This is a genomic window from Rhodococcus sp. NPDC003382 (assembly GCF_053589135.1).
The window spans coordinates 16,784-30,248 of sequence record NZ_JBSFRH010000038.1 but is presented as its reverse complement, the minus strand read 5'-3'; the positions used below and the strand labels follow the sequence as shown (position 1 = coordinate 30,248).

The window sequence follows — 13,465 nt, the reverse complement described above, 5'->3', positions numbered from 1 at the left end:
TCCCGCGGTCACGTGCAGGTGGGTGCGTCGCCACCGGCGGCGACGGTCGCGAGAGCGTCGATCGCGTCGTCGAGCGACTCGACCCGGATCAGCTGCAGCCCGTCGGGGACGTCGGTGAGGGCCTCGGCGCAGTTGTCCGCCGGCACCAGGAAGTAGGTCGCGCCGTCGTCGACCGCGCCGTCGAGCTTGTGGGTGATGCCGCCGATCGGTCCGACCTTGCCGTCCGAGTCGATGGTGCCGGTGCCCGCGACGGCGAGCCCGCCGTTGAGCGGGCCGGGGCTGAGCTTGTCGACGACGGCGAGGCTGAACATCAGGCCGGCCGAGGGGCCGCCGATATCGGCGAGGTTGAAGGTGACGGTGAACGGCACCTCGGGCACCTCTTCGGTGGTGATCCCGAGGTAGCCCTTCTCCGGGTCACCCGGACGCGCCGCGACGGTGACCTGCACGTCCTCGTCCATGCCGTCGCGGCGGACCTGGACGGCCAGTTCCGTACCCGGTGCGACCGCCCCGACGGCGCGCTGCACGCTGCCGGCCGTGGTCACCGGCTCCCCCGCGACCGCGACGATCTGGTCTCCCTCGCGGAACACGCCGGTGGCGGGCGCGTCCTCGCCGACCTGCGCGACCCGCACCGTCACCGGCAGATCGAGGTGGTGCAGCGCGGCGAGTTCGGCGCTGCGTTCGGACTGGGTGAACAGCGCCTGGTCGGCGGCACGGACGTCGTCCTTGCTGACATTCGGCGGATACACGGTCTCGCGCGGGGCGAGCGCGTACCGGTCGCTGATCCACACCGTCAGTGCCTGCGCGAGAGTCAGCTGGTCGTTGACGCCGACAGTGGTCATCCGCAGCTGACCGGTGGTCGTGTCGGGTTCGATGCCGTCGATCTGTACGACGGGCTTGCCGTCCGCCTCGCCGAGTGTGTCGAACGTCGGCCCCGGGCCGAGCGCCACGTACGGAACCTTCACGTTGGTGGCGATACCCGCCAGAGCCAGAAGGGGGACCAGCACCGCGAGCGGCGTCACGAACCGTCGATTCACCCGGTCCAGGGTAGCGGCAGCCGATGTTCGCGATCAGCGTGACCACGCAGGACCGATCGCCGTCGGACGCCTTGTACCGTTGGATACATGAGCGACACGCCTTTCGGCTTCTCGAACTCCGACGACGACCCGGACCGGAAGAAAGACGACAGCTCCGGCACCGGCGGGTCCGGATCCGAGGGCGGTGCGTCCGGCGGCTTCCCGTTCGGCTTCGGGCTGCCGGGCGGTGCGAACCCGTTCGGTGGTGGTGACCCCGGCGCCAACCCGTTCGGCGCCCAGGGCTTCGACCCCGCCCAGCTCGGCCAGATGCTCTCCCAGTTCGGCCAGATGCTCAGCGGGATGGGCAACGCGATGGGCACCGGCGGCACCGGGCCGGTGAACTACGAGGTCGCCATGAAACTGGCCCGGCAGCAGGTCGGGTCCTTCACGCCGGTCTCCTCCGGGGAGGCCGACGCGATCCGCGACGCGGCGCACCTCGCGGAACTGTGGCTCGACGGTGCGACGACGCTCCCGGCGGGCGCGACCCGCACGGTCGCGTGGACGCCGGTCGAGTGGCTCGAGAACACTCTCGACACCTGGAAGCGGCTGTGCGATCCGGTGGCCGAGCAGATCAACGGCATGTGGATCCAGGGCCTGCCCGAGGAAGCCCGGCAGATGGCCGGCCCCATGCTCGGCATGTTCGGGCAGATGGGCGGGCTCGCGTTCGGTTCCCAGCTCGGTCAGGCGCTCGGCCAGCTGTCGAAGGAGGTACTGACCTCCACCGACATCGGCCTGCCGCTCGGCCCGGCCGGAACCGCGGCGCTGCTGCCCGAGGCGATCGACAAGTTCGGTGACGGCCTCGAACAGCCCGCGCAGGAGGTGCTGGTGTTCCTGGCCGCCCGCGAGGCGGCGCACCAGCGTCTGTACAGCCACGTGCCGTGGCTGCGGCAGCGGCTGCTCTCGACCGTCGAGGACTACGCCCGCAACATCCGCATGGATTTCTCGGCCATCGAGGATCTCGCGCAGGGTCTCGACCCGTCCGCGCTGACCGATCCGTCGAAGCTCGAGGAGATCCTCAAGCAGGGCGCCCTGGAACCGCAGACCACCCCGGAACAGAAGCAGGCGCTCGAACGGCTCGAAACACTGCTCGCGCTCGTCGAGGGCTGGGTGGAGACCGTCGTGTCCGACGCGCTCGGCGACCGGATCCCCGGGACGTCGGCGTTGAGCGAGACCCTACGTCGCCGGCGTGCGTCGGGCGGTCCCGCCGAGCAGACCTTCGCGACGCTGGTCGGCCTCGAACTGCGGCCGCGCAAGCTGCGGGAGGCCGCAACGCTGTGGCGGACCCTCACCGAACAGGCCGGTACGGACGCGCGGGACAAGGTGTGGGCCCATCCGGACCTGTTGCCCGAGTCGTCCGACCTGGACAGCCCGGCCGGATTCGTCGACCGGGTTCTCGGCGGCGACACCGGGGCGTTCGACGATCCGATCGCCCAGTTGCGGGCCGTCGAGGAACGCGAGCGCGCGGAGAAGGAGAAGGAGAAGGAGAAGGGCAACGGCGAGCAGGGCCGCGAGGCCGGTCCCGACGAATCGGCCTGACGTCCTGTTCCCGCAGGCAGCAACCGGTTTCTGCCTGTGGATAACCCGCTGATCGGGGGCGTTGCCGGACGCTGCGGCTGTCAGGCTCGACGTCATGACGTCACCTGCGCACCCGCCCGGCCCCACCCTGGACCCCTGCCTCGAACTGCTGCGCCGCCCGGACGGCACCGTCCAGCTCGGCTGGGGACCCGAGACGGGGGCCCTGCTGGCCCCACCGGAGGGCATCGACACGTTCGATCTGCTCACCGTGCTGCGGATGCTCGACGGTCGCCACCCGCGTGAGACGGTGCTTGCCCACGTCGCGGATCGCGGCATGGACGCGGCCGCGGTCGACGCGATCCTCGACGATCTCGTCGCGTGCGGGGCGCTGCGGGACCCCGCGGCGCACACCGGTCCGGCCCCCACGACGGAACCGCGCGTGCGGATCCACGGAGACGGTCCGATCGCCGATGCGGTCGCCGCACACCTGACGGTGTCGTCGGTGCGGGTGTCGCGGTCCGGTTCGTATCCGCAGACCAGCGACGTCACGACCTGGAACGTGCACTGCGTACTGCTCACCGACGATCTGACGCCGGATCCGAATCTCGTCCTGGATCTCATGCGGAACCGGATCCCGCACCTGCCGGTCCGGCTCCGGGACGGACGCGGTGTCGTCGGCCCGTTCGTGGTCCCCGGCCGGACCAGTTGCCTGCGCTGCGCGGACCTGGTCCGAACCGATCTGGATCCCGCGTGGCCGCACCTGGCGACCCAGCTGTGGGGCCGGGTCGGACGCGCCGATCCCGCCGTGGTCCTCGCGACTGCGGCGGTCGCGGTCGGGCAGATCGACGCCCTCGCGGCCGGCCGGCCGGAGAACGCGCCGATCCTGATCGACCGCACCCTCGAGGTGGACCTCGGCGCGCACCGGTTCACGACACGCCGTTGGTTCCGGCATCCGCGATGCACGTGCGCACCGATGACGGGGCCCGGTCGTGCATGATGGTGGGCGTGGCCGAGATTCCCCGTAAGAGCTCTTCCCGCACCGCCAAACTGGCGAGCATCCCGCTCGGGATCGCCGGACGCGCCGCAGTCGGTTTCGGACGCCGACTCGCCGGCGGCGACCGCGACGAGATCGACGCCGAGCTGGCCGCGAAGGCGGCCGAGCAGTTGTTCTCCGTCCTCGGCGAGCTCAAGGGCGGCGCCATGAAATTCGGGCAGGCACTGAGCGTCATGGAGGCCGCCGTCCCGGAGGAGTTCGCCGAGCCGTATCGCGAGGCACTGACCAAGCTGCAGTCCGAGGCTCCACCGCTGCCCGCGAAGGCCGTGCACCGGGTACTCGATCAGCAGCTGGGAACCCGCTGGCGCGAGCGTTTCTCCTCGTTCGACGACGTGCCGACGGCGTCGGCGAGCATCGGGCAGGTGCACCGGGCGGTGTGGTCCGACGGTCGCGACGTCGCGGTGAAGGTGCAGTATCCGGGTGCCGACGAGGCGTTGCGCGCGGATCTGCGCACGCTGCAACGATTCGCGGGTCTGTTCGGGACGGTCATGCCGGGGACCGACGTGCGTCCGGTCCTCGACGAGTTGACCGCCCGCACGGAGGAGGAACTCGACTACCGCATCGAGGCGGACAACCAGCGGGCCTTCGCCCGGGCGTTCGACGGCGACCCCCGCTTCGTGGTGCCGCACGTTGTCGCGAGCGCACCGAAAGTGGTCGTGACCGAATGGCTTTCGGCAACACCGCTGTCGGCGATCATCCAGAACGGCACCCGCGAGCAGCGCAACCGCGCGGGGGCGCTGCTCGCCGAGTTCCATTTCGCCTCGCCCGCAGTGGTCGGGCTGTTGCACAGCGATCCGCATCCCGGGAACTTCATGCTGCTCGACGACGGCCGCCTGGGCATCATCGATTTCGGGGCGACCGCGGCGATGCCCGACGGGCTGCCGCCGGTGCTGGGCCGGATGGTGCGCCTGGCCGTGGAGGAGCGGTTCGACGAGCTGACCGAACTGCTGTACTCGCATCGGTTCGTGTTGCCCGGCAAGGAGGTGACGGACCGCGAGATCGCGGACTACCTCCGGCCGTTCACCGATCCGATCCGCACCGAATCGTTCCACTTCACGCGGGCGTGGCTGCAGAAGGCCGCCGGCACGGCCACCGATTTCTCGAGCCCGCAGTTCCGCACCGCGCGGACGCTGAACCTGCCGCCGGAGTACGTGAGTGTGTTCCGGGTGCTGCTGGGCTCGGTGGGAATCTGCGCGCAGCTCGACGCGTACGCACCGTACATGCGCATCCTGTCGGAATGGTTGCCCGGTTTCACGGACGACCGGTCCGAGGTCCTCGAGTGATCCCCTGATCCCGAGGGCCCCGGACCGGGTCCGGAGTGGTCACGAATTCACGCGCACACCAACTGTTTCCGGGGGCGACCCCGGGGACGCTTGCGTGCGACGACGGTTCCGCGATCGAAGATCTCGCCGCCCCACACACCCCACGGCTCCGCGCGATCGAGTGCCGCCGCGAGGCAGCGCGTGCGGATGGGGCAGCCGGTGCACAGCGCCTTGGCCTGCTCGAGCTCGGCCGGGGTCTCGGCGAACCACAGGTCCGGGTTGTCCTGTCGGCACGGGAGTTCACGCACACGTGCCGCCCCGGTCCGGTCGATCGCGACGACGATCTCGGTCACGGTCGCGGTCGTCGTGGTGGGCACAGTTGCGGTCGGCACAAGGGCCTCCTTCTGGCTGGTTCGGATGATGTGAGCGAACCGGTGGCCGGAAAGAAGAACGGCCACGGTCCGCTGAGCGGGGTCCGTGGCCGAAACGATGGGGCTGGTTACCGGGGAATCTCCCGGAACCGGCTTCGGGCCACGGACGAGGCGGCGGCGGCGCGGCGGCGATGCGCCTGCCGTGCGGCAGCGAGCGGCGCCACGACGCGCGCGGCGGCCAGTGCTGCTGCAGCTGCCTTGAAGCCGATCATCGTGGCCACCTCCTCACATCGTTCGCGCACGAGCTCTTCCCGTGACAACATCGTCCAGCCTAGATTCGATGCCGTCGATCGCACAAGTTATTTTCTACCTGCGGTTTTGCGGTCAGAGGGTTTTGCGGTCAGAGGGTTTTGCGGTCAGAGGTCGAGAGTGTCCGCGGTGCGTTCGCCGCGCACGAGGGCCAGCACGTCCTCGCCGTACTGCTCGAGCTTCTTCGCACCGATCCCCGGGATCGCCACCAGTGATCGGGTGTCGCCCGGCCGCTGCTCGGCGATCGCGACGAGCGTGTTGTCGCTGAACACGACGTAGGCCGGCACCTTCTGCTCCTTCGAGCGTTCCCGCCGCCAGTTCTTCAAGGCCACCAGCAGGTCCTCGTCGAGGTTCGACGGGCAGGTCTCGCACCGGCCGAGCATCGTCGACGTCGACCCCATCAGCGGCTTGCCGCACACCCGGCACTGCGGCCGCTTCTTCTTCGAGGGCGGGGGTGTCGCGATGCGGGAGGCCGGCGAGTCCTCCGGGATGAGCCCGTGCAGGAACCGGGACCGGCGCCGCGTCCGGCGACCGCCCTCGCTGCGCGACAGCGCCCACGACAGGTGCAGGTGGACGCGGGCGCGGGTCACCCCGACGTACAGCAGGCGGCGTTCCTCCTCGATGCCCGCCTCGTCCGGCGGGGTGTTGCTGTCGCCGGTGACATGGCTGATGGGGAGCATGCCGTCCGTGAGTCCGACGAGGAACACGGCGTCCCATTCGAGGCCCTTGGCGGCGTGCAGCGATGCGAGGGTCACGCCCTGCACGGTCGGTGGCTGCCGAGCTTCGGCGCGTGCCGCGAGGTCGCGCAGCAATTCGTCGAGGGTGAGTTCGGGCTGGTGCTCGAGCAGTTCCTCGGTGAGCTGCACGAGCGCGGTCAGCGACGCCCAGCGTTCGCGGGCCTGCGCACCCGCCGGTTCGGTGTCGGTGAGGCCTAGCGGCACCAGGACCGCGCGGACGAGGGTGAGGAGCCCGGTGCCCCGGCCCGATTCCTCGGGCAGGTCGTCGCGATTGTGCACCTGCCGCAGCGCGTTGACGGCCTGCCGCACCTCGTCGCGCTGGAAGAACCCTTCACCGCCGCGCACCTGATACGGGATCCCTGCCTCGGTGAACGCCTGCTCGTACACCTCCGACTGCGCGTTGATCCGGTACAGCACCGCGATCTCCGCGGCGTCGACCCCGTCGCGCAGCAGCTTGGCGATCGCCTTCGCGACGGCGGTGGCCTCGGCCGGTTCGTCGTCGTACTCGGCGAAGTGCGGCTCGGGGCCGGGCGGGCGCTGCCCGATCAGCTGCAGCCGGGTGCCGGCGATGCGGCCGCGGGCCGCGCCGATCACCCGGTTGGCGAGGTCGACGACCTGCGGGGTGGAGCGGTAGTCGCGCTCGAGGCGCACGATCGTCGCATCGGGGAAGCGCCGGGTGAAGTCGAGCAGGTACTTCGGGGTGGCGCCGGTGAACGAGTAGATGGTCTGGTTGGCGTCGCCGACGACGGTGAGGTCGTCGCGGTCGCCGAGCCACGCGTCGAGGACGCGCTGCTGCAGCGGGGTGACGTCCTGGTATTCGTCCACGACGAAGCAGCGGTACCGGTCGCGGAACTCCTCGGCGACGGCGCTGTTCTCCTCGAGCGCGCTCGCGGTGTGCAGCAGCAGGTCGTCGAAGTCGAGGTACATCCCCTCCTCGCGGACCTTGAGTTTCTCGTAGATCTCGTAGACCGCTGCAACCCGGGAAGCCTCGGCAGGGGGTTCGCGGCGGACCCGCGCGACCGCGGCCGGATAGTCCTCGGGCGCGATGAGCGAGCCCTTCGCCCATTCGATCTCCGAGAGCAGGTCGCGCACCGTGTCCGTATCGGTCGCGAACTTGGCGCGGTGCGCGGCCTGGGACACGACCGCGAACTTGCGGTCGAGCAGCTGCCACGGGATGTCTCCGACGACCTGCGGCCAGAAGTAGCGCAGTTGCCGCAACGCGGCCGCGTGGAAGGTGCGGGCCTGCACCTGGGGGCCGGATCCGCCGACTCCCAGTGCACGCAGGCGGGACCGCATCTCCCCCGCCGCGCGGGCGGTGAAGGTCACCGCGAGGACTTGGCCGGCGGAGACGTGACCGGCGGACACGAGGTGCGCGATGCGCCGGGTGATGGTGCGGGTCTTGCCGGTGCCGGCGCCGGCGAGTACACATACCGGGCCTCGCGGGGCGAGTACCGCCGCCGCCTGCTCCGGGTCCAGCCCGTCCACCGCCGCATCCACTCGCATGGCCTCCATCATGGCAGTGCGTCCCGACAGGCGGTTGCCACGACTCCCTCGACGCCTGTGGCGCAGAACACATTCGGCACCCCGTCGGGAACAGATCCGCCTCGATGTGGTGTTCTCGCCAGCATGACGATCGAAACCCCCGCCCTCACGATGTACTCGACCACCTGGTGTGGCTACTGCCGCCGTCTGAAGACGCAGCTCGATGCGAACGGCATCGCGTACACCGAGATCGACATCGAGGCCGATCCGGCCGCCGCGGAGTTCGTCGGCAGCGTCAACGGGGGCAACCACGTCGTCCCGACCGTGAAGTATGCGGACGGCAGCACCGCCACCAACCCGTCGCTGGTCGAGGTCAAGGCCGCGCTCGGCCTGTAGCTTCTGTTCGTATCCGCTCGGTCGCCAGTCATCCGCCGACGCAATCGTCAGAGTGGACGACTGACGGCCGAGCGGATCCTGTAGGTCGGCGAACTCAGGCGTTCGCCCAGCCTTCGAGCATGCCGCGCGCGATCGAGATCGACCCGGGCAGCAGCAGCGGCGCGTCCTCGGGCGACGCCCAATCCCCGACCTCGAGGGCCGCGCGGACCTGTTCGCGGGTGAACCAGAACGCCTCGGCGATCTCCCCGTCCTGGAACTCGAACGGCTGGTCCGGGTCGGCGACCGCGGCGAACCCGAGCATCACCGACCGCGGGAACGGCCACGGCTGGCTGCCCAGGTAGCGGACGTCACGCACGTCGAGTCCGACCTCTTCTCGGATCTCCCGGACCACGCAGGATTCGAGGGATTCGCCGGCCTCTACGAATCCGGCGAGCACCGAGAAGCGTCGCTCCGGCCAGGTCGGTTGCCGGGCGAGGAGCACGCGGTCGCCGTCGTCGTGCACGAGACAGATGATTGCGGGGTCGGTGCGCGGGAACTCCTCGTGACCGGTGACGGTGCTGATGCGCGACCATCCCGACATCGTCGGTTCGGTCACGGATCCGTCGATCGCGCTGTACCCGGCCTGGTCGTGCCAGTTGAGCAGCGCGACTGCGCTGACCATCAGGTCCGCGTCGGCACTGTCGAGACGCTCCCCCAGCCGACGCAGGTCGGCGACCTTCCCGGTCTGCGCGAGCACGCGGACGGCCCAGATGTGCCGGTCCTCGCGCACCCCCAGGAACACCGCGCCCGGTTGCGGTTCGGGCCCGAGTTCGACGGCCTTGCCGAACACGATCTGGTCGCCGTCCACCGGCACCTGACCACGACGGTCGACGCGCAGCAGCCGGGCCTGCGCCCAGCCCGCGCGCAACGCCTCGGCGTCGGAGCGCAATTCCTCGGCACGGTCGACGACGGTGCGGGAGAGCAACGGGGTGCCGGACAGTTCGAAACGGGTCACGCCCTGCACCTTATCCGCGCCTCGCGCCGGCGGATCAGGCAGACACCCGGCGGATGTAGAGCAGTTTGTCGTTCGCCTCGACCGCATCGACCTCCGGGGCGCCGATGCGCAGCAGGCGGCCGTCGCGGACGACGCCGAGCACGATGTCGGACAGGTGCCGCGGCGATCCGCCGACCTCGCCCGGTTCGACGTCGCGCTCGGCGATCGCGAACCCGGCCTCCGGGGTCAGCAGATCCTCGATCATCTCCACGACATTCGGGGTGGTCGTCGCGATGCCGAGCAACCGTCCCGCGGTTTCCGACGAGATGACCACCGAGTCCGCGCCGGACTGGCGCAGCAGATGGGTGTTCTCGGATTCGCGGATCGCGGCGACGATCTTCGCCTTCGGCGCGATCTCGCGGGCGCTGAGTGTCACCAGCACGGCGGTGTCGTCGCGGTTCGCGGCGACGATGACCGCCGACGCGTGCTGCACCCCGGCCAGGCGCAGCACATCCGACTTCGTCGCCGACCCCTGCACCGTCACCAGCCCCTGCCCGGCCGCCGTCTCCAGCACCACCGGGTCCATGTCGACGACCACGATGTCCGACGGTGAAATGCCGTCACCGAGCATGGCGTCGACAGCAGTACGGCCCTTGGTGCCGTAGCCGATGACGACGGTGTGATTACGCACTTTGCGCCTCCAACGCTGAATCTTGAATGCCTGGCGGGAATTCTCGGTGAGCGCCGACAGGGTCGTACCGACCAGGACGATGAGGAAGAAGATCCGCAGCGGGGTGATCACCAGGACGTTGATCAGCCGCGCTTCCGGTGTGAACGGGGTGACGTCGCCGTATCCGGTCGTGGAGAGCGAGACCGTCGCGTAGTAGATGCAGTCGAGCAGGGACATCTCGTTGTCCTGCACGTCGCGGTACCCGTCGCGGTCGATGTAGACGACGAGAACCGCCAGCGCCAGTGCGGCGAGCGCGTACCCGATCCTCCGGGCGATCGCCACGCCGGGGCTCTGCTGTTCCTGCGGCACACGCAGGACGCCCACCAGCGCGAAATCCGGGCGCTCGGTGAGCTGATCGGAGCGGCTGAACCGCGCGCGCAACCTGCCGGGCATTGCGTGGACTCCACCTCTTCGTCGTCGGTTGCCCGCACCGGAACGTGCAGACATCGCGTCGCAGCCTACGCTCAGAGGGCTACCGTGGCTCACATGTCCACGCAACCGGCCCGCGCGCCCGCCCTGCGGCTCGCCGCGCTGCTGCTCGGCTCCGGAACACTGCACTTCGTTCGCCCGCAACCGTTCGATCGGATCGTGCCCAGGGCGTTGCCGGGCGACGCCCGTGCCTACACCTACGCGTCGGGTGCGGCGGAACTGGCCGTCGGTACCGCACTGGTCGTTCCGCGCACGCGCCGGCTCGGGGGTGCCCTCGCCGCGGTGCTGTTCGTCGCGGTGTTTCCCGCCAACATTCAGATGGCCGTGTCGTGGCTGCGCAGCGACCGACTCTTGCCCGCGGCAAAGGCAGCCGCGGTCGCGCGACTGCCCTTGCAGATTCCGTTGGTCACCGAGGCCGTGAAGGTGTGGCGACGCTCGCCCCGCACTCAGACGCGGGGCCGGCGGTAAGCGGCCCGCGCCCACAGCCAGCCGGCGAGGGTCAGGCCCACACACCACGCGACGGCGATCCCGGCGGTCGCCGCCTCCGGGCCGGTGCCGGCGAGGAGTCCACGGACGGTCTCGATGATCGGTGTGAAGGGCTGGTATTCGGCGAACACGCGCACCGCGGTGGGCATGGTCTCGACCGGCACGAACCCACTACCCAGGAACGGCAGGAGCAGCAGGATCATCGGGGTGTTCGACGCCGACTCGACGCTGCGCGCGGCCACGCCCATCGCGACCGACAGCGAGGTGAGCGCGAGCGCGACCAGAGCCAGGAAACCCACCAGCGCAAGCCATTCGGCAGCATCTGCGCCCGGGCGGAATCCCAGGGCGACGGCCACACCGAGCACCGCCGCGATGGCCGGCATGGTTTGCACGACGGCCGCCCCGGCATGGCCGCCGAGTACCGACACGGGTGCGACGGGCATGGTGCGCAACCGCGTGACGATGCCCCCGGTCATGTCCATCGCGACGCCGATCGCGGTGGACTGCGCGACGGCCGCCGCGGTCATCACGAGCATGGTCGGCGTGAGGTACTCGAGGTAGGCGGCACGACCCCCGGCTCCCGGTGAAACACCTTCGGCGACACCGGCTCCGAAGGCGCCACCGAAGACGAAGACGAACAGCAGCAACAGCACGACCGGCATTCCGACGACGGTCACGGTCAGCGACGGGTAGCGGACCATGCGCAGCAGGCCGCGCCTGGTCATCGTCATCAGATCGCGGATGGCGCGGGTCAGGCCGGACGGGCCCGCCGGAACGAGCGCGGGAGCGAATGCGGTGGCGTCGGCGGCGGTCATCACGCCACCTCCTTCGTGTCGGTCGGTGCAGTCAGGGTGAGGAAGACGTCGTCGAGCGAACCGGCGTCGTGAGCGGCCTTGAGTCCGGCCGGGGTGTCGTGGGCGACGAGGCGGCCGCCGTGCAGGACGGCGACGCGGTCGGCGAGATGGTCCGCCTCGTCGAGATATTGGGTGGTCAGCAGCACACTCGTGCCGCCGTCGACCAGGGTCCGCACCTGGTCCCAGAGGTCGCGGCGGGCACGCGGATCCAGGCCCGTGGTGGGTTCGTCGAGGAAGACCACCTGCGGATCGCCGACGAGGGTCATGGCCAGGTCGAGCTTGCGCTGCATGCCGCCGGACAACTGCTGCGCCTGCTGGCGCGCAGCCTCGGCGAGGCCGAATCGGTCGAGCAGATCCGCGATGCGGCTGAGGCTTTCGGATCGGGGCAGGTGGAACAGATCGGCCATGAGCCGCAGATTCTCGGTTGCGGTCAGCAGCGGATCGACCGCCGACAGCTGACCGGTCACCCCGATCAGCCTCCGCACGATGTCCGGTTCACGGGCGACGTCGTGGCCCAGAACCCGCGCGGTGCCGCCGTCGGCGGGAAGCAGCGTGGACAGGATCGAGACGGTCGTGGTCTTGCCGGCGCCGTTGGGCCCGAGCAGCGCCGTGACGGTACCGGCCGGCACCGTCAGGTCGAGGCCGTCGAGCACGGTCCGGTCGCCGTACTGTTTGCGGAGCCCGGCGATCTCGATCGCCGGGGCAGGGTGGGTGGACATGAACACTCCTCGCGGTGGGACCGGGTGCCCCCGGCACCGCCGGGAGCGTCAGATGTCGAGGTCCTCGACCTCGGGTTCGGTGGCATTGACCTCCACCAGAGCGGCCAGCTCGGCGGGGACCTCCGCCCGCAGGTCCTCGAAGGTGTCGTAGACCTCGAGGATCGCGGCCGCGGGGGTTTCCCCCCACTGCTGGTCGGTCGCGAAATGCTTGCGCCAGCCGGTCAGCTGGCCGTCCTTGCCGGCGGTGTGCACGAAGCCCTTCGGCCGGGAGACGTGGACGGCGAGTTTGCCGGTGCGCGTTCGATACACGCGGTAGTGCTCGGTCCCGGTGGCGGTGGATCGGTTCCAGTCGGCCAGCAGTACTCCCTGGAACCGCTGCAGTTTCCCGGCGCCGACACCGACCCGGACGGTGATCTCCTCGAAGCCTTCCAGACGCCCTTCCTCGACCTCGACGAGGCGGTGCAGAGCCTTGGAGATCGCCGCGGAGAGATTGCCCCCGGTGAGTTCCTGGGCGCGCTGGAACACCGGCAGGTCGGCATCGGAGACGTAGATCGTCTTGTTCGGCATGAGGCCATCGTAACCATGGCACGAGTATACGTATATGTCTACGTATAGCAATACCGCCGGTTTCGGCACATTCACGTCCGACGGGAATCGCCGGCTGTCGGTCACCATTCACGTGTGGATCCCGTTTTCGAACGTGCCGACTTCGACGATTCGAGCCTGGCGCTCTTCCTGCAGGCGCACTTGGACGACATCGCCCCCACCGCACCGGCGGAAAGTCGACACGCCCTCGATCTGTCGGAGCTCCGGAACCCGGCCGCATGCGCACCGCTCCCCACCTACGAGGACGAGGAATTGCACGCGCCCTGCTCGAGCACCTGATTCAGGAGGCCGAAGGCCGAGGGGTTACACGGCTCTCGTTGGAGACCGGCTCGATGGAATTCTTCGCACCGGCGCGTCGTCTGTATGCCGGAGCCGGTTTCGTCGAGTGTCCACCGTTCGGCGACTACCTCGACGATCCGAACAGCATCTTCATGACGCTGTCGCTCGCCCGACAATGCCGGCCGGCACC

13 protein-coding genes and 2 pseudogenes are annotated in these 13,465 nt (G+C 69.8%); 6 read left to right on the top strand and 9 right to left on the bottom strand.

The window, feature by feature from the left end; all coding sequences use genetic code 11:
- Positions 1 to 8 precede the first annotated feature (8 nt).
- Entirely contained in the window at positions 9 to 1,034 is a 1,026-nt protein-coding gene (locus ACWDUD_RS22525) for a YlbL family protein (RefSeq protein ID WP_450110730.1), read from the bottom strand.
- 87 nt (positions 1,035 to 1,121) lie between these two features.
- On the opposite strand from ACWDUD_RS22525, the gene ACWDUD_RS22520 reads away from it, so the two are divergent.
- From ACWDUD_RS22520 to ACWDUD_RS22510, 3 genes are all read left to right on the top strand, one after another.
- Positions 1,122 to 2,609 (top strand): zinc-dependent metalloprotease, encoded by a 1,488-nt coding sequence (locus ACWDUD_RS22520; protein ID WP_450110729.1) that lies wholly within the window; start codon positions 1,122 to 1,124, stop codon positions 2,607 to 2,609.
- A gap of 94 nt (positions 2,610 to 2,703) precedes the next feature.
- Positions 2,704 to 3,585 (top strand): TOMM precursor leader peptide-binding protein, encoded by an 882-nt coding sequence (locus tag ACWDUD_RS22515; protein WP_450110728.1) that lies wholly within the window; start codon positions 2,704 to 2,706, stop codon positions 3,583 to 3,585.
- A complete protein-coding gene (locus tag ACWDUD_RS22510; protein ID WP_450110727.1) occupies positions 3,582 to 4,925 on the top strand; it encodes an ABC1 kinase family protein in 1,344 nt (447 codons plus the stop codon). Before ACWDUD_RS22515 ends, ACWDUD_RS22510 begins: the two co-directional genes overlap by 4 nt.
- A 47-nt stretch (positions 4,926 to 4,972) precedes the next feature.
- Here the strand turns inward: ACWDUD_RS22510 and ACWDUD_RS22505 are convergent, their stop codons facing one another.
- The 3 genes from ACWDUD_RS22505 to ACWDUD_RS22495 all read right to left on the bottom strand — a co-directional run bounded on the left by ACWDUD_RS22505 (position 4,973) and on the right by ACWDUD_RS22495 (position 7,824).
- Positions 4,973 to 5,257: a WhiB family transcriptional regulator gene (locus tag ACWDUD_RS22505; protein WP_307846392.1), complete on the bottom strand. Its 285-nt coding sequence runs from the start codon at positions 5,255 to 5,257 to the stop codon at positions 4,973 to 4,975.
- A 146-nt stretch (positions 5,258 to 5,403) separates the two neighbouring features.
- Entirely contained in the window at positions 5,404 to 5,547 is a 144-nt protein-coding gene (locus ACWDUD_RS22500; protein WP_450110726.1) for a hypothetical protein, read from the bottom strand.
- A gap of 144 nt (positions 5,548 to 5,691) precedes the next feature.
- On the bottom strand, positions 5,692 to 7,824 hold the full coding sequence (locus tag ACWDUD_RS22495) for an ATP-dependent DNA helicase UvrD2 (protein WP_197254313.1): 2,133 nt from the start codon (positions 7,822 to 7,824) through the stop codon (positions 5,692 to 5,694).
- Between the two features lie 123 nt (positions 7,825 to 7,947).
- On the opposite strand from ACWDUD_RS22495, the gene mrx1 reads away from it, so the two are divergent.
- The gene (mrx1, locus tag ACWDUD_RS22490) at positions 7,948 to 8,199 is read left to right on the top strand and encodes a mycoredoxin Mrx1 (protein ID WP_450110725.1); all 252 of its coding nucleotides are present in this window, start codon (positions 7,948 to 7,950) and stop codon (positions 8,197 to 8,199) included.
- Positions 8,200 to 8,293: 94 nt separating this feature from the next.
- Here mrx1 and nudC read toward each other — a convergent pair whose 3' ends face one another.
- Together nudC and ACWDUD_RS22480 are read right to left on the bottom strand one after the other, a co-directional pair.
- The gene (gene nudC / locus ACWDUD_RS22485; RefSeq protein WP_450110724.1) at positions 8,294 to 9,193 is read right to left on the bottom strand and encodes an NAD(+) diphosphatase; all 900 of its coding nucleotides are present in this window, start codon (positions 9,191 to 9,193) and stop codon (positions 8,294 to 8,296) included.
- 34 nt (positions 9,194 to 9,227) lie between these two features.
- Entirely contained in the window at positions 9,228 to 10,295 is a 1,068-nt protein-coding gene (locus tag ACWDUD_RS22480; protein WP_450110723.1) for a potassium channel family protein, read from the bottom strand.
- Positions 10,296 to 10,388: 93 nt separating this feature from the next.
- On the opposite strand from ACWDUD_RS22480, the gene ACWDUD_RS22475 reads away from it, so the two are divergent.
- Positions 10,389 to 10,799: a DoxX family protein gene (locus tag ACWDUD_RS22475; protein WP_197254309.1), complete on the top strand. Its 411-nt coding sequence runs from the start codon at positions 10,389 to 10,391 to the stop codon at positions 10,797 to 10,799.
- Here the strand turns inward: ACWDUD_RS22475 and ACWDUD_RS22470 are convergent.
- The 3 genes and pseudogenes from ACWDUD_RS22470 to ACWDUD_RS22460 all read right to left on the bottom strand — a co-directional run bounded on the left by ACWDUD_RS22470 (position 10,778) and on the right by ACWDUD_RS22460 (position 12,957).
- A complete protein-coding gene (locus ACWDUD_RS22470; RefSeq protein WP_197254308.1) occupies positions 10,778 to 11,632 on the bottom strand; it encodes an ABC transporter permease in 855 nt (284 codons plus the stop codon). The two genes, ACWDUD_RS22475 and ACWDUD_RS22470, sit on opposite strands and share 22 nt — an antisense overlap.
- 17 nt (positions 11,633 to 11,649) lie before the next feature.
- Positions 11,650 to 12,390 (bottom strand): annotated as a pseudogene (locus tag ACWDUD_RS22465) (ABC transporter ATP-binding protein); the annotation flags it as partial.
- 48 nt (positions 12,391 to 12,438) lie between these two features.
- Entirely contained in the window at positions 12,439 to 12,957 is a 519-nt protein-coding gene (locus tag ACWDUD_RS22460; protein WP_197254298.1) for an EXLDI protein, read from the bottom strand.
- A 114-nt stretch (positions 12,958 to 13,071) separates the two neighbouring features.
- Here ACWDUD_RS22460 and ACWDUD_RS22455 point away from each other — a divergent pair.
- Positions 13,072 to 13,433 (top strand): annotated as a pseudogene (locus ACWDUD_RS22455) (GNAT family N-acetyltransferase); the annotation flags it as partial.
- Positions 13,434 to 13,465: the final 32 nt, after the last annotated feature.